This window comes from Hyphomonas jannaschiana VP2 (genome assembly GCF_000685215.1).
In the GTDB taxonomy this organism is placed as follows: domain Bacteria; phylum Pseudomonadota; class Alphaproteobacteria; order Caulobacterales; family Hyphomonadaceae; genus Hyphomonas; species Hyphomonas jannaschiana.
This window is the reverse complement of the sequence record NZ_ARYJ01000007.1, coordinates 40,826-61,545: the sequence shown is the minus strand read 5'-3', so window position 1 is coordinate 61,545 and position 20,720 is coordinate 40,826. Positions and strand designations below refer to the sequence as shown.

The window sequence follows — 20,720 nt, the reverse complement described above, 5'->3', positions numbered from 1 at the left end:
CATCCAGCCTTGACATTGGCTCATCGACGCGGCCATCACTCGCGCCCTTGAAGAGGTATCCCGAATGAAACTTGTCGTCGTCGAGTCGCCCGCGAAGGCCAAAACGATCAACAAATATCTGGGCAAGGACTACAAAGTCCTGGCCTCCTACGGCCATATCCGGGACCTCCCCTCGAAGAATGGCTCGGTCGATCCTGACAATGATTTCGAAATGGTCTGGGAAGCGGACTCGAAGTCTTCCAAGCGCATCTCCGACATCGCCAATGCGCTGAAAGAAGCCGACACGCTTGTCCTCGCAACCGACCCGGATCGCGAAGGGGAAGCCATTTCCTGGCACCTGATCGAGGCGCTGAAGAAGCGCCGGGCGCTCAAAAAGGATGTCGCCGTCGAACGCGTCGTGTTCAACGCCATCACCAAGAGCGCGGTCACCAAGGCGATGGAACAGCCGCGCCAGATCGATGCCGAACTGGTGGATGCCTACCTCGCCCGCCGGGCGCTGGACTATCTGGTCGGCTTCAACCTCTCCCCCGTTCTCTGGCGCAAGCTTCCGGGCTCCCGCTCGGCCGGCCGCGTGCAGTCGGTTGCCCTGCGCATCGTCTGCGACCGTGAGAACGAGATCGAGATGTTCAAGCCGCAGGAATACTGGTCCGTTGCGGCTGACCTGCGCGCCCCGGACGGGACGGACTTCCAGGCCCGCCTCCACGCGCTGGACGGCAAGACGCTGAAAAAGTTCACGCTGGGCGACAAGGGCGAGGCCGACAAGGCGCTCGAAGCGGTCCGCGTCGGCGGTTATTCCGTCAGCTCGGTTGAAGCCAAGCCGGTCAAGCGGAACCCCGCCCCGCCCTTCATCACTTCAACGCTGCAGCAGGAAGCCTCCCGCAAGCTGGGCTTCACCGCCAAGCGCACCATGCAGGCCGCGCAGAAGCTCTACGAGGAAGGCCGCATCACCTATATGCGGACCGACGGCGTCAACATGGCCGAAGAGGCCTATGTCGCCGCCCGTTCGATGATCCAGTCGAACTATGGCGCTCGCTACCTGCCGGAAAAGACGCGTTACTATTCTTCCAAGGCCAAGAACGCCCAGGAAGCGCACGAAGCCATCCGCCCGACCGATTTCGATCTGCGCCCGGAACAGTACAATGGCGACGACGATCTGCGGAAACTCTATACGCTGGTCTGGCGCCGGGCTGTCGCCTCCCAGATGGAAGCGGCCATTTTCGAGCGCACCACGATCGACATGCTGTCCAAGGACAAGCGGGCCCAACTGCGGGCCAGCGGCCAGGTTCTGGTGTTTGACGGCTTCATCAAGCTCTACACCGAAGGCCACGATGCCGGCGACGATGATGACGACTCCGAGAACCGTCTTCCCAAAATGTCGGAAGGTGAGCATGCGGACCTTCTGAAAGCCGACGCCACCCAGCACTTCACCACGCCGCCCCCGCGCTACACCGAAGCCTCGCTCGTCAAGCGTCTCGAAGAACTGGGCATTGGGCGTCCGTCGACCTACGCCTCCACGCTGTCGACCCTGGAAGATCGCGGCTATGTCCGCCTCGAAAACAAGGCACTGATCCCCGAAGACAAGGGCCGGCTTGTGACGGCCTTCCTCGAAAACTTCTTCCAGCGCTATGTCGAATACGACTTCACCGCAGGCCTTGAAGAAAAGCTGGACATCATTTCCGACGGCAAGCTCGACTGGAAAGCCTTCCTGCACGAGTTCTGGAAACAGTTCGCTGACGACATCGGCCAGACGAAAGACCTGCGCGTCAGTGAAGTGCTCGACGCGCTCAATGAAGCGCTCGCGGCACACGTCTTCCCGGACCACGACGCCGAAGGCAATGTCATCGAGCAGCCGCGCCTCTGCCCGCTCTGCAAGGAAGGTGAGCTATCCATCAAGGTTGGCCGGTTCGGCGCCTTCGTCGGATGCTCGCGCCACCCGGACTGCAAATACACCCGCCAGTTCTCCTCCGATGGCGAGGAAGCCGGCTTTATCGATCCGGACGGGAACGAGCTGGGCGTACACCCGGAAACGGGCGAAACCATCTGGCTGAAGACCGGGCGGTTTGGGCCTTATGTCGAGATGGCCAATGGAGAGAAGCCGAAACGCTCCTCGCTGACCAAAAACGACACGCCGCAGACCCTGACGCTGGAACGCGCGGTTGAACTCCTGTCCCTGCCGCGCGAAGTCGGTCCGCACCCGGAAGATGGCGAAATGATCTATGCGAACTTCGGCCGCTTCGGACCGTACGTTCAGCATCACAAGACCTATGCCAACCTGAAAGACCCGGCGGACGTCTTCAATATCGGCCTCAACCGCGCCGTCGCGCTGATCGAGGACAAGAAGGCGCGCGGCTCCAAGCGCGGCGGCGCAACGCCGCTGAAGACGCTGGGCGACCACCCGGATGGCGGCGCGATCGAGGTCTATGAAGGCCGCTATGGCCCTTATGTGAAGCACGAGAAAACCAACGCCACCCTGCCGAAGGATATGACGCCGGACGCCGTAACGCTGGAACAGGCCATCGAGCTGATCAACGCCAAGGCGGCCAAGGGCGGCAATAAGAAAGCCACGGCGAAGAAACCCGCTGCCAAGAAAAAGGCGCCTGCGAAGAAGAAGGCCCCGGCCAAAAAGACCTGAACCGTAAATCACACGCGCAATCCGGCGCGATTCGCCCTATATGGCGGTCATGACATTCCCTGACCGCCAGACTGTTCTGGACTTTCTTCGCGAGAACCCCAGCGCCACCACCAAGCAGGAAATCGCCCGCGGCCTGAAGCTGAAAGGCAAGGAACGCGCGACCCTGCGTGAAATCCTGAAGGAAATGGAGGCCGACGGCACGCTGGAGCGCACCGGCAAACGCGCCTGGGCGCAGGCTGACCGGCCGCCGCCCACCGGTGTTGTTGAATTCACCCATCTCGATGACGATGGCGAGCTGATCGGCAAGTCCGTCGGCGACAATGGCCTGTTCGGACCGGAGATCCGCTATGCAGGCCCGTCCGGAAAGCCGAAAGCCAAGGCCCCCGCCGTGGGTGATCGCGCCCTCTGCAAGATCTCAGAGCGCGATGGCGAATGGCTGGCGCGCGCCATCACCGTGTTCGAGAAACGCCTGTCCGACAAGCTGGTCGGCCTCTACAGCCAGACCACGCGCGGCGGGAAGGTCGTTCCCTCCTCCCGCAAGGAGAAGCGCGAATTCGTCATTCAGGAAGCCGACCGCAATGGCGCGGAGGAAGGCGATCTTGTCATTGCCGAGCCGAAGCCTGTCGGCCGCCGCCAGTATGGCCCGGCCTATGGCATCGTGACGGAAGTCATCGGCCACATCACCGATCCGCGCTCGGCCAGCCTGCTGGCCATCCACGCGCACGATATTCCGACCGAGTTTCCGGAGGCCGCGCTGGAACAGGCGCGCGATCCGCACCCTGCCGCGGCCGAACGCGAAGACCTGACAGCTGTCCAGCTGATCACGATCGACCCGCACGATGCCCGCGACCATGACGATGCCGTCTGGGCCGAAGAACTGAAGGATGGCTGGCGCGTGATCGTCGCCATTGCGGACGTGGCGGCTTACGTCACCGAAGGCTCGGCGCTCGACAAGGAAGCCCTGAAGCGCGGTAACTCAACCTATTTCCCGGACCGCGTCGTGCCCATGCTGCCGTTTGAGCTGTCGGCGGATGAGTGCTCCCTGCGCGAAGGGGAACTGCGCCGCTGCATGGCGGTGGAAATGGTCTTCGACAAGTCCGGCACCAAACGGTCCCACCGCTTCATCCGTGGCATGATGAAGTCCGCCGCCAAGCTCTCCTATGAGGAGGCTCAGGCAGCCATTGACGGCAAGCCGGGCGGCAAGGCCGGGGAATTGCTGGACAGCGTTCTGAAGCCGCTCTGGGGCGCTTATGCGGCCCTGTCCAAGGCGCGCGACAAGCGCAGCCCGCTGGATCTCGACCTGCCGGAACGCCGGATCGTGTTCGATGAGAACGGCGAGATCCAGGGTATCATCGCCAAGGAGCGGCTGGAGGCCCACCGCCTGATCGAGGAGTTCATGATCCAGGCGAACGTGGCGGCCGCCGAGTCACTGGAAAAGGCGAACAGCCCGCTGGTCTACCGCGTCCACGATGTGCCGACGGATGCCAAGATCGCCGCCTTTGCGGAGTTCCTGCAGACCATCGACATCAAATGGCATATCGGTGAGCGCCCGCAGACGCACAAATTCAACAAGCTGCTCGAAGACATCCGCGGCGGCGTCTATGACGAGATGGTCACCCAGATGGTGCTGCGCTCTCAGGCGCAGGCAATCTATTCGGAAGAGAATCTCGGCCATTTCGGCCTGAACCTGGCGAAATATGCGCACTTCACCTCACCCATCCGGCGCTATGCCGACCTGATCGTCCACCGCGCCCTGATCCGCGCGCTGAAGCTCGGCCCGGACGGGCTGAGCGACCAGAGCGCCGCGCGGCTGGAAGAGATTGCCGAACACATCACGACGACTGAACGCCGCTCCATGGCGGCTGAGCGCGAAGCCACGGACCGCTACCTCGCCATCTTCCTGGCCGACCGGGTCGGTGCGGAATTCGAAGGCCGCATCATGGGTGTCACCGGGGCTGGCCTGTTCGTCGCCCTGGCAGGCTCCGGCGCGGACGGCTTCGTGCCGATCTCGTCCATCTCGGATGACTATTGGATGCTCGACCAGGCCGCGATGGAAATCTACGCGCGCGGCAGCGGCAAAACCTATTCCATGGGCCAGACCGTGCGGGTGCGCCTGAAAGAGGTCACACCGCTTCAGGGCGGCCTCCTGCTGGAAATGCTGTCAGAGCCCCAGCCTGCCCCGAAAGGCCGGGCCGAGGCACGCAAGGCGGCAGACGCCGGCGGACGTTCCCCTCGCGGCAGGGGTGGACCTCCACGGCGCGGCAAGCCCAAATTCAACAAGAAGACGCTTCCGAAGCATAAACGGAGAAGCCGGAAATGAGCCGCGCCACCTCATCTGCCAAAAAGACCGAACGTGGCACGCCGGCGTCAGCTGAAAGCACCGGTAAGTCCGGTATGGTCATGATCAAGTCCGCCTTCGACAAGGAAAGCGACGACGAAGTCATCATCAAAGACCAGAAATCGCCACGCCCGAAAGATGCTGCCACGCTGATTCTGATTCGCCGTGACGCCGAGAAACCGCGCGTCCTGATGGGCAAACGCTCCGGCGGCCATGTCTTCATGCCGGACAAATACGTCTTCCCCGGCGGCCGCGTGGACCCGGACGACGGCCGGGCCGTGTCCTGGTGCGAGCTGAGGCCTGATGTTGAAGCGAAACTACGGATCAGCGCGAGGCGCCAGCCACGGGCATTTGCCTTGACGGCCATCCGGGAAACCTTTGAAGAAACAGGGCTTTTGGTTGCCCGGCCGGCCGAAATGCCGGCCTCTGCCCCAAAGGGCTGGGACCGCTTCCACGAGCTGGATGCCGCCCCGCACCTCTCGCCGCTCACCTTTATCGGCCGGGCGGTCACGCCGCCTTACCGGCCACGCCGCTTCGATGCGCGCTTCTTCATGGCCGACGCCGAAGAAGCCCTGATCGATGAGCGCCCGCCCGTCGACGGTGCCGAACTGTCAGACCTGCAATGGGTAACGCTGAAAGACGCCCACGACCTCGACCTGCCGAGCGTGACGCGCTTCATGCTGGACGAGATCGAAGCGCGCCTGAAAGCGAAGGATTACAAGGAAGGACCGCCCTTCCTGCGCTGGACGCGTTCCGGCCACAGCACAGAGCGGCTCTAGAACGGTAACGGGTGCTTGACTTCGCCCGCGCACCCCGCCATTAAGCCGCTTTCCGATTTCAGACGCTAGCACAAGCGAGCCCGCGCCATGGCAAAACCCGCCACCATCAAGATCCGCCTCAACTCGACGGCTGACACCGGCTTCTTCTATGTGACCAAGAAGAACCCGCGCAACATGACCGAGAAAATGGTCAAGCGGAAGTATGATCCGATTGCCAAGAAGCACGTCGAGTTCAAAGAAGGCAAAATCAAGTAATCACTTGATCCTTTTGGACTTTTGAAGAGCCCGCTCGTGATCCGAGCGGGCTTTTTCATATGACCTCGTCGCGGTGCAGATAGCGCGTCTTGCGGATCGCCGGGAACAGGAATGACCAGGCCGCTGCGACGCCGATGGCCGCAGCGCCGCCGGCCACAACGGTGAACACCGCCCCATAGAAATGCGCCATAAAGCCTGCACGGGCTTCGCCGAGCTCATTCGAGGCGCCGAGGAACACCGAATTGACGGCATTCACACGGCCGCGCACCTCATCCGGTGTCCAGAGCTGCAGCAGGATCTCGCGGATATAGACCGAGACCATGTCAAAGGCGCCAATCAGCGCCAGCGCCAGGATCGACAGCCATGCGACTGTCGACGCGCCGAACACCATGGTCGCGAGCCCGAACAGGGCCACGCAGACGAACAGGATGATCCCGGCATGGTCGCGTATCGGAAAGGCCGTGATGATCCCGATCATGATCACAGCGCCGACACCCGGTGCCGCCCGAAGCAGGCCGAGCCCAGAAGGCCCAAGTTCCAGAATGTCACGCGCATAAACCGGCAAGAGCGCCACTGCCCCGCCGAGCAGGACCGCGAAGAGGTCCAGTGAGATAGCCCCCAGCACCACCTTCTCTTTCCAGACATAGGAAAAGCCGCCGAGAAGCGTGCGGATCGTCGTGGGCTCTTTTACCCCCTTCTGCGCAGGCTTCGGGATCGTCAGGACGATCACCCCAGATATGAGGAATAGGCTGACTGCCGTCGTGTAAGCCACCGGTGCGCCGATGCCATAGATCAGCCCGCCCAGCACAGGACCAAGGATGGACGCCAGCTGCCAGGACGCCGTGATCCAGCCTACGGCATTCGCGAAGTCTTCTTTCGGCACCAGATTGACCGCCAGACTGGACGAGGCCGGCGAATAGAAGGCCCTGGCGACGCCAAAGACAGTCAATGCGGCCAAGACCCAGAAGGGCTCAAACCGGCCCGTCAGGGCGAGAAACAGGATGGCCAGCGCACAGGCCATCTCAACGAAGACCGCCAGTCCCATGACATTGCGGCGCCCGAACCGGTCAGCCGTGACGCCTGTGACAACAACCAGCACAAGCGCAGGCAGGAATTGAACCAGGCCAATCCAGCCAAGCAGTGCCGCATTCTGTGTGAGATCATAGATCTGCCAGGCTACGGAGACCGAGACGATCTGGGCGCCGAGCGACGTGCAGAACCGAGAAATGAAATAACGGCTGTAGGCCGAATGCCGGAACGCTGAAAACCTGTCGGTCACGCCTTATCCCCTGAGCTGTGCGCCTCTGTGACGACAGCCGGGTATCAAGTCAATCAGGCGGCTGTGCTCTCAACCCGGTTCCGGCCGGTTGTCTTAGCCTGATAGAGCGCCTGATCTGCCCGCTTGGTCAGGTCAGCGATCGTGTCCTGCTCACCAGCAATGGTCGAGACACCCACACTGACCGTGATCTGAATGTTCAGGCCAGCCTTGCCGACGATGAAAGGCGAGGCAGCGACCGCCCGCCGGATTCGTTCTGCGGCGGCGCAGGCCCGGTCTCCCGGTGTTTCCGGCATGATGACGAGGAATTCCTCACCTCCGGGGCGGCAGACAATGTCCATCGGACGTACATTTTCGCGAAGCCGGTTGGCAATCTCCTGCAGGACTTCGTCCCCGGCATCGTGCCCATAGGTATCGTTCACCGATTTGAAGTGATCGATGTCCGCCATCATCACCGAAACCGGTTTCCCGCCCATGACCGAGCGCTGCATGAACTGGTGCAGCTGGCCCATCATGTAGCGGCGATTGTAAAGTCCGGTCAGCTGGTCGATCACGGACAGCTCCAGGCCCTTGTCCACCCGGCGGCGCAGCATCTCGATATAACGGGCCCTGCGTGCCTGCGTGCGGACGCGGACCAGAAGCTCCTGCTTGTCGACCGGTGTCAGGATCACGTCGCTGGCGCCGATCTCCAGCCCTTTTGCTGCGCGCACACGGTCATCCGGATCACAGATCAGCAGAATGGAGACCGCCCGGGTCGCTTCCGTCACCTTGAAGTGCGCGCATAGCTTCAGCGCGTCGAAGGACTTGCTGGGCAGGGAGAGGATCATCAGGTCGACGCCGAGGCTGGCGAGGCCACTCATGGATCCTGCCTCGGCGAGCGTCACCACTGTGTGGCCAGCCTCCCGCAACACTGACGCGAGGCGGGCAGACGCCCGGGGATTGTCGTCGACAATGAAGATCCGCGCCGGCTGGTCGGTTTCTTCCTTGGTGCTCTCGTGGTCCAGCCCGCCCCCAAGCCCGTTTGCCTGCCGCTGTCTGAGCTCTGACGCCACGGCGTTATATCGCATCAACGCCCCGACGCGTGACATAAGGGCAAAATCATCAACCGGCTTTGTCAGGAAATCTTCGGCGCCGGCCTCCAGCCCCCTGACGCGGTCTTCAGTGTCGCTGAGAGCCGTGACCATAACGACCGGGATGAAAGCCGTTGCCTGATCTTCCTTCAGCCGGCGGCAGACCTCATAGCCGTCCATTCCCGGCATCATCACGTCGAGCAGGATAATGTCCGGCAATTCCTTCCGGGCGACTTCAAGCGCCTGAGGCCCGTTCTCTGCCTGGATGACGGTGTAATACTGAGCCTCCAGCTTGGCCTGCAGCAGCCGCCGGTTCGCTTCGATGTCATCGACAACGAGGATCCGCGCGCTCATGCCGCTTCCTTCGGCATAAGTGATTCAACGGCCTTGATAAAGGTCATGATCTGGATTGGCTTGGACAGGTATCCTTCGCATCCTGCTTCGCGTACACGCTGCTCGTCGGCGCGCATTGCAAAAGCCGTCACCGCAAGCACCGGGATATGAGCAACTTTCTCGTCGTCCTTCAGCCAGCGCGTGATGTCCAGGCCGGAAACTTCAGGAAGCTGGATGTCCATGATGATCAGGTCCGGTTGCTCGCGGCGGGCGATTTCGACAGCCTTGGCACCATCGCGGCACTGATAGGTTTCGTAGCCGTAAGCGTCCAACAGGTCGCAAAACAGGCGCATGTTGAGTTCATTGTCCTCAACAACCAGTACTTTTCTGGCTTTTGCGTCTGCCATTTTTTCCCACGATTACGAGCGATTCGGAACGGACCTTACCGTACCAGACCAGCTATACGGCAAAAGCTTAACGGGTGTTTACGGGTCACTTCAGATTGCCGCCACCCCCGGAACATGGCATGAACATGAGACGATGAGCCTGTTGTGCCGGGACTGTTTCCACTTTGAACTCACGGACGGGCGCGCCTGCCCCGCCTGCGGGAGCTTTCGTGTCGTTTGTCACCCTGCCTTGCACACCCTGCATATCGCCCACATCGATTGCGATGCCTTTTTCGCGGCGATCGAGAAACGTGACAACCCTGCCTTGAACAACAAGCCGGTGATCGTCGGCGGCGGAGAGCGCGGCGTGGTGCTCACTTGCTGCTACATTGCGCGGCTGTACGGCGTCCGGTCGGCCATGCCGATGTTCCAGGCCATGAAACTCTGTCCCGAGGCAACTGTGGTAAAGCCCAGCCGGGGCAAATATTCCGAAGCCGCAGCGATTGTGCGGGAGAAGATGGAGGCCCTGACGCCGCTGGTACAGCCCGTTTCCATCGACGAGGCCTATCTCGACCTGTCCGGTACCGAAGCGATCCACAAGGCGCCGCCAGCAGCGTCTCTTGCCCGCCTTGCAGCAGAGATAGAGCAGGAACTCCGCATCACGGTTTCGGTGGGCCTCTCCGCCAACAAATTCCTCGCCAAAACTGCCAGCGAGCTCGACAAGCCGCGCGGTTTCGCCGTGATCTCACCGGATGAGGCCGAAGCGCTTCTCGCGCCCCGCCCCGTGGGGTTCCTTCATGGAGTGGGACCGAAATTCGCTGCCAAGCTCGAACAGGACGGGTTTGAGACGATCGGTGACCTGCAGAAAGCTGAGCTGAAGGCCCTGATCGGACGGTACGGCGAAACAGGCATGTGGCTGAAGCGCGTGGCGCACGGGCAGGACAATCGCCCTGTCCGTACTGATGAGGAACGCAAATCCGTGTCGGCGGAAACCACGTTCCGGACAGACATTTCCGATCTTGCCGAATTGGAAGACCAGCTCTGGAAGCTTTGTGTCAAAACCTCCGACCGGGCGAAACAGATCGGTGTGGTCGGCTCCGTCATCACCCTCAAGCTGAAAACCTCCACTTTCAAGCCGCTGACCCGGCGGGTGTCCCTGTCCGAGCCGACCCAGATCGCGCAATCGATCTTTCGGGCCGCCCGCCCCCTGCTCGCACGGGAAGCTGACGAGCGCCGGAAGTACCGGCTGATCGGTATCGGCATCTCCGAACTTTCAGACCATCGAGCAGACGAAACCGACCTTCTGGACCCACGCATCGCCCGGCGTGCAGCCGCAGAACGTGCGTCAGACGCTGCCCGGGCAAAATTTGGCCAGGATGCCGTCATGACCGGCCGTGCAGCACGCATGGGCCAGAAGCAAAAGGAATAGGCGTGGAGCGCTTGCCGCCGGCGGCGGCGTGCGGCAAGTCTGCAGTTCCTGACCAGTAAATCCCGGAGATACATCCATGAGTACCCCTGAAGCCCGTCTCGATGCGCTCGGCATCTCCCTTCCCGAGCCGATGAAGCCTGTCGCGACCTATGTGGCCTATGTGAAAACCGGCAACCTTCTCTTCATCTCCGGCCAGGTCAGCGCGACCGCAGAAGGCCGCATGCTGGGCCGTCTCGGCGAAAACATGGAACTCTCGGCCGGCCAGCAGGCGGCACGCCAGTGCGGGATCAATATCATCGCGCAGTGCAAAGACGCTCTGGGTGACCTTTCCCGTGTGAAGCGTATCGTCAAGCTCGGCGGTTTCGTGAATGCCCATCCGGACTTCACGGACATTCCGCAGGTCATCAATGGCTGCTCCGACCTGATGGTCGAAGTGTTCGGCGATGCCGGCAAGCATGCCCGGTTCGCCGTCGCTGCACCCGTTCTGCCGCTCGGAGTCGCTGTCGAGATCGATGCGGTTATCGAGTTTACTGACTAGCCATGGCCACGCCGTTCGATCCCCGCAAGTTCCGCTACGCGCATCGCGGCCTGTGGTCGGCGAACGGCCCGCCTGAAAACTCGCTGGAAGCCTTCCGGCGTGCCCGTATGGCCGGGCTGGGCATTGAGTTCGATGTCCGGCCGGCCCGCGATGGTACGCCGGTGGTTTTCCACGATGACACGCTCGACCGGATGACCAAACGGTCCGGCAAGACCGAGGAGCTGAATGCGAAAGAGCTCAGCCGGCTTTCACTCGCAGGTTCGTCGGAACATGTACCGAACTTCCTCGAATTGCTCCGGATATGGCCTTACCAGCTGCCGTTGCTGACCGAGTTGAAGATCGATGGAAACACCGACCCGGAAGCCTTCGCCCGCCGTGTCGGAGACCGCCTGGCTCACTGGAAAGGCTTCGCGGCGGCAATGAGCTTTTCGGAGAAGGCCGTCCGCGCCCTGCCCATGGGACTGATGCGGGGCCAACTGATCGGACCAGCCTCCAGGGTCGGCGATGATACGTTCGATGCAGTCCTGGAGCGCGCCATTGCCGACCGGATCGACTATCTTGCGGTCCACACGTCAGACGTCGAACGCGCGGCTCTGAAATCTCAGGGCAGCAATCTGCCAATTATCGTCTGGACCGTACGCAGTGAGGATGACCTTGATCGCTGCAAGGAGCATGGCGCAGCAGTCATCTTCGAGCATCTGGATCCGGAACTGGTCTCACAGCGCCTGAACACCTAGATTGGGGGAATGGACGACACGACTTTCCGCATCGACATCGCCACCGGGCTCTCGGAAGTCGACCCAGGCGAATGGAATGCCGTCGCCAATCCGCCGGGCATCCGCAGGGACCCATTCCTGAGCTGGGAATTTCTCGAAGCACTGGAAAGCTCTGGCGCCGCGACCCCCGACACAGGATGGATCCCGCGGCACATTCTGGTGAGAGACGCAAATGACGTGCTGCGTGGTGCCATGCCCCTCTACGGCAAGACGCATTCACGTGGTGAGTTCGTCTTCGATCACTCCTGGGCCGATGCCTTCGAGCGTGCGGGCGGATCCTACTATCCGAAACTCCTGAGCGCGGTGCCCTTTACCCCGGTCACCGGCCGCAGGCGCCTGACCGCGCCCGGACCGGACGAGGCCAGGATCAGGGCGCTGCTGCTAAGCGCCGCCGTCAGCTTTGCTGAACAGAACAAGCTCTCTTCCCTGCACATAAATTTCCTCGAAGAAGAGGAATCGCAATCCCTGATGCTGAACGGGATGCTGTGCCGGACAGACCAGCAGTTTCACTGGCTCAATCGTGATTATGACAGCTTCGACGATTTCCTGGCGGAATTGTCGTCGGGAAAACGCAAGAACCTGCGGAAGGAACGCGCCAAAGCGCAGGAAGGGCTCGACTTCGTTCATATCCGTGGCGCCGATATTACCGAAGCTCATCTCGACCGCTTCTTTGAATTCTACCTGGACACGGGCAGCCGCAAGTGGGGCTCTCCTTACCTCAACCGCCTGACTTTCTCCCTCCTCCGCGAGCGCATGGCAGACGACATGCTGTTCGTCTTCGCCATGGAAGACGGTGAAGCCATTGCGGGGGCGCTGAACATGATCGGGTCTGATACGCTCTATGGACGCTATTGGGGCACACTCGACCCGCGTCCCATGCTGCATTTTGAAACCTGCTATTATCAGGCGATCGACTATGCCATCGCCAACAAGCTGGCCGTCGTCGAGGCTGGCGCCCAGGGGGGACACAAACTGGCGCGGGGTTATGTCCCGGTACTGACTTATTCCGCGCACTGGATAGCTCATCCCGGCCTGCGGGATGCCGTCGCGGACTATCTCGAACGCGAGCGCGCCGCAGTCGAGCACGATCAGGACTACCTGAACGAGCGAACGCCGTTTAAGAAGGGCGAATGAGCCCCAAGTCTACATTCGGCACCTACTTGATGATGGAAGAAGCGCTGATCGTTGCTTCCTTGCTGACCGATGGCGGCTTCAACGCTACGTTAGACAATTATGGCCATACATCCATAAATCCCTTTTCCATCCCTGCACTGGGTGGCATCAGGATCAGCATTCCGACCAGACAGCTGCCAGCTGCACGGGAGTATGTGCGGAACATGAAGGACACTGCAGCAGTCCGTCTGGAAGAAGCGCTGCAGGAACCCGTTTTCTACATTGCTCCCAAGCGCATCCGATGGCGGGCATGGGCAATGGTTTTGATTTCCCTTGATCCCCTGATCATTCTCGTCGGAATGGCATTGATCTGGAAACACCGGATAAGCGATGACGGAAAACAGATGACAATTCTAGAAAGGCCCTAAATTGACGCTTCACGACTCTTACGACCCGAACAATATTTTCGCGAAAATCCTCAAGGGCGAAATGCCGAGCATCAAAGTGTATGAAGACGAAGTCGCCCTCGCTTTCATGGACGTCTTTCCGCAAAGCGAAGGACATACGCTCGTCATTCCAAAGCTGGTTCAGGCCCGGAACCTCCTCGACATGCCGTCAGATTATCTCGGCCAGTACATGCTGAAGGTGCAGAAAGTGTCCCGAGCCGTCGAAAAGGCCCTGACGCCGGACGGTTTGATGGTCAGCCAGTTCAATGGCGCCCCGGCTGGGCAGACCGTATACCACCTGCACTTCCACATCATTCCGCGATGGGAAGGCAAGCCACTCGGCCGCCATGCCGAAGGTGGCATGGCAAAACCGGAAGAGCTGGAACCTATTGCGGAAAAGATCCGCGCCGCGCTCTGACGCTTACAGGCCGAGCTTTGCTTTCAGGATGTCGTTGACGGCTTTTGGGTTGGCCTTGCCGCCCGAAGCCTTCATCACCTGCCCGACGAACCAGCCCATGGTCTTCGGCTTTTCCTTGACCTGAGCGACCTGCTCCGGGTTGGCGGCGATGATCTCGTCGACAACCTTCTCAATCGCGCCGGTGTCGGTCACCTGCTTCAGGCCGTGCTTCTCGACGATCTCGGCCGGCTTGCCTTCACCGGCGATCATCCGCCCAAAGACGTCCTTGGCGATCTTGCCGCTGATCGTGTCGTTGGAAATGAGCTCAATCAGGCCGCCGAGGTCAGCTGCAGACACCGGGCTTTCGGACAGCTCCAGGCCTTCCTTGTTGAGATAACCGAACAGCTCCTGCGTCACCCAGTTGGCCGCGAGTTTCGCATCGCGCCCTTTGGCAACCTCCTCGAAGAAGGCAGCCTTGTCGGCTTCCGCCGTCAGGACGCCCGCATCATAGCGCGAGAGACCATAGTCTTTTTCGAAACGCGCACGCTTTTCGTCCGGCAGTTCCGGCAGGGTCGACCGGATTTCCTCAATCCAGGCTTCTTCCACTTCCAGCGGGAGAAGGTCCGGGTCCGGGAAATAGCGGTAATCGTGCGCGTCTTCCTTGGAGCGCATGGAGCGGGTCTCGCCCTTGTTCGGATCGAACAGGCGGGTCTCCTGATCCACCTTGCCGCCAGCTTCGATGATCTCGATCTGGCGCCGGGCTTCATACTCGATGGCCTGCTGGATGAAGCGGAACGAGTTCATGTTCTTGATCTCGCAGCGTGTCCCCAGATGACCGAAGTCGCCCGTCTCGCGGTATTTCTCGTACTGGCCGGGGCGGCAAACGGAAACGTTCACGTCCGCGCGCAGGTTGCCCTTTTCCATGTCGCCGTCGCAGGTGCCCAGCGCGATCACGATGGCCCGCAGCTTCTTCACATAGGCAGCCGCTTCGGCAGGTGTGCGCACGTCCGGACGGGAGACGATCTCCATCAGCGCCACACCGGACCGGTTCAGGTCCACATAGGTGGAGTTCGGATCCATGTCGTGGATGGATTTGCCGGCATCCTGCTCCAGGTGCAGGCGCTCGATCCGGCAGGGGAAGGAATAGGCCTCGCCGCCATGCGCGGGCTCCACGTCCACCTCTATCTCGCCTTCCCCGACAATCGGATGTGCGAACTGGCTGATCTGATAGCCCTGCGGCAGGTCAGGATAGAAATAGTTCTTCCGGTCGAACCGGCTGTAATGATTGATCTGCGCTTTCAGGCCCAGGCCTGTCCGGATCGCCTGCTCCACGCAGAACCGGTTGATGACGGGCAGCATGCCGGGCATGGCCGCATCTACGAGGGAAACATTGCAGTTCGGGTCGGCACCGAACGCTGTGGCCGCCCCGGAGAACAGCTTCGCATTGGATGACACCTGGGCATGGACTTCGAGGCCCATGACCAGCTCCCAGTCACCCGTGTCGCCCTTGATCGTGTAGGGGGTGCGTACAGACATCGTTCCCTCGATTAGTCACAGCAGAATCCGGTCCTTTTAGCCCCGCGTGACCAGCCCTGTCGAGCCACGCTGACACCCTATAAGGCGCTGAAATATCCGGTTTTATGGAGATGCTCAAAACTAAGGGGTTTTCCTTAGCTGGAATGTGCGGCAAATTTACACCACTGCTTCGGGAGGAAGCGCGAAGGGGAAATAAGAATAATGCTCTTCAAAATGATCCTTGATGGCGCAAGCGACGACGAGCGTCACATCGCGCAGGGGTTCCTGCGTCACATTATTGCCGGGTTCGCGATCGGCCTGATCTTCGGCGGGGCCATGTTTGGCGCCCTGTTCCTGACGCTCGGCAATCTGGACATGAACATTCCGATCCTGTTCATCCTGGCCATGCTGCTTCAGTTCGGCCCGATTGGCGGCCTGATTGGCGCTGGCGTTCACGTTACGCGGATCGCAGATCGCGGCGAAAAGCCTGCTGACGAGGATGAAGGCCCGCGGGGCGGCACAAAGGCACCGGCTGTCAGCGCTGCAGACGCGGCACCGTCCAGTCGCCGTAAGCCGCCTAAAGCTTCCCCTGTTCCTTCGCTTGCCTGACCCGTTCGGCCCGGGCGGCCATCCGATCCTTGATCGGGGCCGCCTGTGAGACTCGGCTGGGCGCCTCGTCACCGGTTTCCGGTTTAGTCTCCGGTTCCGGATCGGCTTCCAGCTTACCTTCCGCAATCAGCTTCTTGCGACGCGCAGCAACTCGTGCGGCGCGGGCCGATTGCGCCGGAGAAACCTTTGTCTTCAGGAAGCCACGTCCTTCGCCAACCGATACATCCTGTTTCCGTTCACGGCGTTTCAGGACACCCTCGATCCGCCAGGCGACATAGGCCGCGACAGCCACAGCACAGAGCCAAAGCGGTGTGGCCTTCGAATCCATCAGACTGATGTCGGCTTGCATCGCCGCGGCTGCAATCATCGCAATCGCGATAACCAGCAGGATTCCAAACAGAACAAGAAAGCGGGTCATGGCGCGAAGCCTACCACCACTTCTCCGGTCTGGCCACGAACCCGGCTGCACGTTCCAGTTCACCGCCAACGCGGAAACAGGCCGACTCATCCAGCGCCTTGCCGATCACCTGCAGGCCAAGCGGCAGACCATCGGATGACAGGCCAGCCGGCACGGATATACCCGGCAGGCCGGCGAGGTTGGTCGTCACCGTGAACACGTCATTAAGGTACATTTCCACAGGATCGCCGCTCTTCTCACCGAAGGCGAAGGCCGCAGACGGACAGGTCGGCGTCAGGATCGCATCGCAGGTTTCAAATGCATCGACGAAGTCATGCAGGATCTTGGTACGCACCTTCTGCGCTCGCAGGTAATAGGCGTCGTAATAGCCCGATGACAGCACATAGGTGCCGATCATCAGGCGGCGCTGCACTTCCCGGCCGAACCCACCGGCGCGGGTCGCTTCATAGGTCGCCGTCAGATTGTCGCCATCCACGCGTGCACCGTAGCGCATGCCGTCATAGCGCGCGAGGTTAGACGAAGCCTCCGCCGGCGCGACGATATAATAGGCTGGCAGGGCGTACTTTGTGTGCGGCAGACTGATGTCGACGATCTCAGCACCGGCAGCCTTCAGCCATTCAATGCCCTTGTTCCAGAGTGCATCGATTTCTTCAGACATGCCGTCCATGCGGTATTCTTTCGGAATACCGATACGCATACCTTTCACGCCTTTTGAAACCTCGGCCCGCCAGTCCGGCTGCTCGACCTGAAGCGACGTTGAGTCCTTCGGGTCATGGCTGCACATGACGTCCAGAAGGATGGCGGAGTCTTCCACGGTCTTTGCGATCGGTCCGGCCTGATCCAGTGAAGAGGCAAACGCCACCATGCCCCAACGGCTGGCCCGGCCATAGGTGGGCTTGATCCCGACGGTGCCGGTGAAAGCCGCTGGCTGGCGGATGGAACCGCCCGTGTCGGAAGCCGTTGCCGCCAGGCACAGGTCTCCGGAAACTGCCGCAGCCGATCCACCGGACGATCCGCCCGGCGTCAGCCCGGCATTGTCGCCCTGACGGCGCCACGGATTGATCGGCGGCCCGAACCGGGACGTCTCGTTGGACGAGCCCATCGCAAACTCATCCATATTGAGTTTGCCCAGCATGACTGCACCCTCGTTCCACAGATTCTGCGTGACGGTGGACTCATAGGTCGGTGTGAATTCGCCGAGGATGTTGCTGCAGGCCGTCGTGCGAACCCCTTTGGTGCAATAGAGGTCTTTCACACCAATTGGGGCGCCTTCCAGCTTGCCGCCTTCACCCTTGGCAAGGCGCGCGTCAGCCTGCTCGGCCATTTCCAGGGCTTTTTCCGGGGTTTCAACAACATAGGCGTTGAGGACACGGGAAGCCTCGATTGTCTGGATGAAGTCCTGCGTGATCTCCCGGGACGAGAACTTCTTCGCCTTCAGCCCGTCCAAAGCGTCCGCAAGGGTCAGTTTCGTCAGGTCGGTCATCGTGGCGTATCTCCGGCAATTCTGACCGCCTGCTATGACGGCTTATGACGAAAGTTCAAGTCTCTGTGAGAGCGCTTGTCAGGTAGAAATCAGTTCGTCACACCATTGTGAGCCCTGAAACGCGCAGAAGGAGAGTGTCATGCGCCTGAGTCTGTCCCTTTTTACAGCACTGATAGCCGTGGCCGGTTGCGCGTCGACAGCCGACACTGAACCGAAACCCAAAGGCGTCGCGAAATACGCGGACGACCCGCGTCTGGGCGAGGAAGTCGACCGGATCTGCTTTGCGAGCAATATCGACAGTTTTGGCGACAACACGCGCGACACATTCACCGTCCGGGAAGGCCGGGACTATTATCTGATCGAGATATTCGGATCATGTCCGCCGCTCCAGCATGCAATGACCATGCGAATGGACTCGACCATGAACTGCCTGACTGCGGGTGACCATGTCATCGTGTCGGACTCGCTGACGAGCAGTAGCAGCACCCCCTTCAGCAAATCACGCTGCCTGGTGAAGTCTATCTACAAATGGGATCCGAAGGCTGGTGAGGCAGAAGACACCTCTGAAACGAAGTCAGACGAGCAAGCAGACGAACAAGCCCAGGGCGAAAGCTAGAGCACAGGAGCGGCGTCCACAATGATCTGGCGCTTTGCTTTTCTGAGTTCTTCGAACATCAGGGTTTCAAAACCCAGATCGTAGGACGAGGCGCCTTCTTTCGCTGTCTCCACATCGCCGATCCGGGCTTCCCACCACGCAATGTAAGGAGTGTGGGCACAGTACATCCGAATATAGGCCAGCCACCCGGCCCATTGCTGCTTGCGCTGGCCGTTGGGACTGCGCTCATAGACGAGATATGCGTCTTCCAGCATCTGCGTGACGATTTCGAAAAGTATCGAACGCCGGCGGTCTAGGTCGGTCGGCAGATCCTCGTCATCGCCATGGAGGTACACGCCGGTGTCGGTATGCGACAGCATGAGGCCCAAAAAGCCAGCGTATCTGTCAGACGACCTGCGATATACTTCATTGATGCGGTCCTGCCGCTCGATGGAACGATCCCGGAAGAAAAGGTAGACCGCGATCGGTGCACCGATCAGCGTCATTAGTGAAACTGCCAGCTGAGCAATCTGATTCAATTGCTCCAACGTGTATCCACCCAAATACTACTCCACAGATTTCGGTACCACGAAGAAGCCGTCTTCGGTACGGGGGGCATTGGCCAGCACCTGATCGGGAATATTGCCGTCGGTAACCACGTCTTCGCGCATCGGCAATTTGGTTTCGACCACCGAAGTCATCGGCTCCACGCCGTCAATGTCGACTTCGTTCAACTGGTCGATCCAGCCGAGGATGCCGTTCAGTTCACCAGCCAGTTCTTCCAGATGCGCCTCGTCGACTGCGATCCGCGACAGGCGCGCAACCTTGCGAACATCGTCTTTCGTGACACTCATGGGAACTCTCCGAAATTGCTGCGGCCGGAATACGCCATAGGCAACGCCCCATCAAGGCGCTATGTGGGCACCCCATGCCAGTCGTTGATGTCGCCGATTTCCCTTCTGCCGGTCCCCTGCTCGGGCTTGACCCGGGAACGAAGACAATCGGCGTAGCGTCCTGCGATGCCCTGCGCATGATCGCCAGCCCGGTGGAAACCATTCCCAAGGGCCGGAAACTTGCGCCGGTGCTGGAGCGGCTGTTCCACCTGTATGATGATCGATCCGCGGTGGGGCTGGTGCTTGGCCTGCCCCTTAACATGGACGGTAGCGAAGGTCCGCGCGTCCAGTCGGTCCGGGCCCTTGCCTGGAACATCCTGAAACATCGCGATGTGCCGATCCTGCTGCAGGATGAGCGTCTGTCCACAGCCGAAGCCGAATGGGCAATGCTGGAGGCTGACCTGTCCCGCAAGCGCCGGGCAGAGCGAATTGACGCATCCGCAGCGGCGATCATTCTCAAATCGGCGCTCGAGCGGCTGGAGAGAGGCGAATGAGCGGATTTCTATATGCACTGCTGCCCGTCATTGCGATTGTCACGCTCGGCCATGTGCTTTCTGTCAGGAAATGGATTCCGACGGAAAGCTGGCGGGCCATCGAACGCCTGTCTTATGTCGTCCTGTTCCCGGCCCTGATTGTCCGGACCCTCGCCAACGCTCCGTTTGAGACAGCCCCCTGGCGTCTGGCCGGCGCGCTGATTCTCGCGCAGTTCGCTCTCGCAGGCGTTGGCTGGCTCGGACGCTTCCTGCCGGGCATGCCTCGGCCGGCGGTCGGGTCAGTCATTCAGTCGAATGTCCGCTGGAATACGATGATCGGCCTCTCGATTGGCAGCCTTCTGTTCGGACAGGACGGCCTCGCCCTGGTGACCATCGCCGCCGCTGCCATGATTCCAACGGCCAATGTCCTGTCGGTCTACGCCCTGATCGCCCATGCCGACCGGCCGCACGGCCCTGCGCCCAAGCCGATTCTGGCCCTTGTCCGCAATCCGATCGTGATTGCGTGCGCCGCAGGGCTTGCCCTGGCAGCCGCTAACATTGAGTTGCCAGAGCTTCTGGATGACAGTCTTGGCATTCTGGGTGACGCGGCCCTCGCACTCGGTCTGCTGTCAGCTGGTGCGGGTGTAGATTTATCTGCCCTGCGCCGGGCCGGCCCACGAACCTTCTCATGGTCGCTCGTCAGGCTCATCGGACTGCCTGTCTTTGCCGTTGGCTTCGGACTCTTGCTTGGCCTTTCCGGCGTTCCATTGACGATTGCGGTCATATGCGCCGCGACGCCAACCGCCACATCCTCCTACATTCTTGCGCGCGAGCTGGGTGGAGACGCCCCGCTCGCCGCCAACCTGATCGCGGTTGAGACAGTCCTTGCCATGATCACGATGCCATTGCTGTACCTCGCAGTGATGCAGCTTGCAGCGGCCTGAGGGCTTGAAGCCCGGCGGAATC

General features: G+C 60.8%; 22 protein-coding genes. 14 read left to right on the top strand and 8 right to left on the bottom strand.

The window, feature by feature from the left end; translation table 11 throughout:
• Nucleotides 1-64: 64 nt before the first annotated feature.
• From topA to rpmG, 4 genes are all read left to right on the top strand, one after another.
• Nucleotides 65-2,632, top strand: a complete 2,568-nt coding sequence (gene topA / locus HJA_RS11850) for a type I DNA topoisomerase (protein ID WP_035582537.1) — start codon at nt 65-67, stop codon at nt 2,630-2,632.
• A 49-nt stretch (nt 2,633-2,681) separates the two neighbouring features.
• Entirely contained in the window at nt 2,682-4,952 is a 2,271-nt protein-coding gene (rnr, locus tag HJA_RS11845) for a ribonuclease R (protein ID WP_035582748.1), read from the top strand.
• Complete coding sequence (locus HJA_RS11840; protein ID WP_241764352.1) at nt 4,949-5,749, top strand: NUDIX hydrolase; 801 nt, start codon at nt 4,949-4,951, stop codon at nt 5,747-5,749. Before rnr ends, HJA_RS11840 begins: the two co-directional genes overlap by 4 nt.
• A gap of 87 nt (nt 5,750-5,836) precedes the next feature.
• Nucleotides 5,837-6,004 (top strand): 50S ribosomal protein L33, encoded by a 168-nt coding sequence (gene rpmG / locus HJA_RS11835; RefSeq protein WP_027836255.1) that lies wholly within the window; start codon nt 5,837-5,839, stop codon nt 6,002-6,004.
• A gap of 55 nt (nt 6,005-6,059) precedes the next feature.
• Here the strand turns inward: rpmG and HJA_RS11830 are convergent, their stop codons facing one another.
• Genes HJA_RS11830 through HJA_RS11820 form a run of 3 tightly spaced genes read right to left on the bottom strand, consistent with a single transcriptional unit; the run spans nt 6,060 to nt 9,090 of the window.
• Nucleotides 6,060-7,283, bottom strand: coding sequence for an MFS transporter (locus HJA_RS11830; protein WP_035582536.1), 1,224 nt, complete (start codon nt 7,281-7,283; stop codon nt 6,060-6,062).
• 53 nt (nt 7,284-7,336) lie between these two features.
• Nucleotides 7,337-8,704: a PleD family two-component system response regulator gene (locus tag HJA_RS11825; RefSeq protein ID WP_035582535.1), complete on the bottom strand. Its 1,368-nt coding sequence runs from the start codon at nt 8,702-8,704 to the stop codon at nt 7,337-7,339.
• Entirely contained in the window at nt 8,701-9,090 is a 390-nt protein-coding gene (locus tag HJA_RS11820) for a response regulator (protein ID WP_035582534.1), read from the bottom strand. Before HJA_RS11820 ends, HJA_RS11825 begins: the two co-directional genes overlap by 4 nt.
• 133 nt (nt 9,091-9,223) lie before the next feature.
• Between HJA_RS11820 and HJA_RS11815 the strand changes: the two genes are divergently transcribed.
• From HJA_RS11815 to HJA_RS11790, 6 genes are all read left to right on the top strand, one after another.
• Nucleotides 9,224-10,498, top strand: a complete 1,275-nt coding sequence (locus tag HJA_RS11815) for a DNA polymerase IV (RefSeq protein ID WP_035582526.1) — start codon at nt 9,224-9,226, stop codon at nt 10,496-10,498.
• A 76-nt stretch (nt 10,499-10,574) separates the two neighbouring features.
• Nucleotides 10,575-11,036 carry a RidA family protein gene (locus HJA_RS11810; protein WP_035582514.1) on the top strand — a complete coding sequence of 154 codons (462 nt, stop codon included), beginning with the start codon at nt 10,575-10,577 and terminating at the stop codon, nt 11,034-11,036.
• A 2-nt stretch (nt 11,037-11,038) separates the two neighbouring features.
• Nucleotides 11,039-11,773: a glycerophosphodiester phosphodiesterase family protein gene (locus tag HJA_RS11805; protein ID WP_035582512.1), complete on the top strand. Its 735-nt coding sequence runs from the start codon at nt 11,039-11,041 to the stop codon at nt 11,771-11,773.
• Between the two features lie 9 nt (nt 11,774-11,782).
• Entirely contained in the window at nt 11,783-12,946 is a 1,164-nt protein-coding gene (locus HJA_RS11800; protein ID WP_035582511.1) for a GNAT family N-acetyltransferase, read from the top strand.
• Nucleotides 12,943-13,353, top strand: coding sequence for a hypothetical protein (locus HJA_RS11795; protein WP_035582510.1), 411 nt, complete (start codon nt 12,943-12,945; stop codon nt 13,351-13,353). Before HJA_RS11800 ends, HJA_RS11795 begins: the two co-directional genes overlap by 4 nt.
• A gap of 1 nt (nt 13,354) precedes the next feature.
• A complete protein-coding gene (locus HJA_RS11790; protein WP_035582509.1) occupies nt 13,355-13,789 on the top strand; it encodes an HIT family protein in 435 nt (144 codons plus the stop codon).
• A gap of 3 nt (nt 13,790-13,792) precedes the next feature.
• Here HJA_RS11790 and gatB read toward each other — a convergent pair whose 3' ends face one another.
• Nucleotides 13,793-15,304: an Asp-tRNA(Asn)/Glu-tRNA(Gln) amidotransferase subunit GatB gene (gene gatB / locus HJA_RS11785; protein WP_035582508.1), complete on the bottom strand. Its 1,512-nt coding sequence runs from the start codon at nt 15,302-15,304 to the stop codon at nt 13,793-13,795.
• Between the two features lie 201 nt (nt 15,305-15,505).
• On the opposite strand from gatB, the gene HJA_RS11780 reads away from it, so the two are divergent.
• Nucleotides 15,506-15,892, top strand: coding sequence for a hypothetical protein (locus tag HJA_RS11780; protein ID WP_035582506.1), 387 nt, complete (start codon nt 15,506-15,508; stop codon nt 15,890-15,892).
• Here the strand turns inward: HJA_RS11780 and HJA_RS11775 are convergent.
• A complete protein-coding gene (locus HJA_RS11775; protein ID WP_035582498.1) occupies nt 15,861-16,310 on the bottom strand; it encodes a hypothetical protein in 450 nt (149 codons plus the stop codon). The genes HJA_RS11780 and HJA_RS11775 overlap by 32 nt on opposite strands.
• A gap of 10 nt (nt 16,311-16,320) precedes the next feature.
• Complete coding sequence (gatA, locus tag HJA_RS11770; RefSeq protein WP_035582495.1) at nt 16,321-17,793, bottom strand: Asp-tRNA(Asn)/Glu-tRNA(Gln) amidotransferase subunit GatA; 1,473 nt, start codon at nt 17,791-17,793, stop codon at nt 16,321-16,323.
• Nucleotides 17,794-17,932: 139 nt separating this feature from the next.
• Here gatA and HJA_RS11765 point away from each other — a divergent pair, with 139 nt between their 5' ends.
• Nucleotides 17,933-18,409 (top strand): DUF6491 family protein, encoded by a 477-nt coding sequence (locus tag HJA_RS11765; protein WP_035582491.1) that lies wholly within the window; start codon nt 17,933-17,935, stop codon nt 18,407-18,409.
• Here HJA_RS11765 and HJA_RS11760 read toward each other — a convergent pair.
• Nucleotides 18,406-18,927 carry a hypothetical protein gene (locus HJA_RS11760; RefSeq protein WP_155839947.1) on the bottom strand — a complete coding sequence of 174 codons (522 nt, stop codon included), beginning with the start codon at nt 18,925-18,927 and terminating at the stop codon, nt 18,406-18,408. The two genes, HJA_RS11765 and HJA_RS11760, sit on opposite strands and share 4 nt — an antisense overlap.
• 27 nt (nt 18,928-18,954) lie before the next feature.
• Entirely contained in the window at nt 18,955-19,242 is a 288-nt protein-coding gene (gatC, locus tag HJA_RS11755) for an Asp-tRNA(Asn)/Glu-tRNA(Gln) amidotransferase subunit GatC (protein ID WP_035582486.1), read from the bottom strand.
• A gap of 74 nt (nt 19,243-19,316) precedes the next feature.
• On the opposite strand from gatC, the gene ruvX reads away from it, so the two are divergent.
• Together ruvX and HJA_RS11745 are read left to right on the top strand one after the other, a co-directional pair.
• Nucleotides 19,317-19,775 (top strand): Holliday junction resolvase RuvX, encoded by a 459-nt coding sequence (ruvX, locus tag HJA_RS11750; RefSeq protein ID WP_035582483.1) that lies wholly within the window; start codon nt 19,317-19,319, stop codon nt 19,773-19,775.
• Complete coding sequence (locus tag HJA_RS11745) at nt 19,772-20,698, top strand: AEC family transporter (RefSeq protein ID WP_035582481.1); 927 nt, start codon at nt 19,772-19,774, stop codon at nt 20,696-20,698. Before ruvX ends, HJA_RS11745 begins: the two co-directional genes overlap by 4 nt.
• The last annotated feature ends 22 nt before the right edge of the window (nt 20,699-20,720 follow it).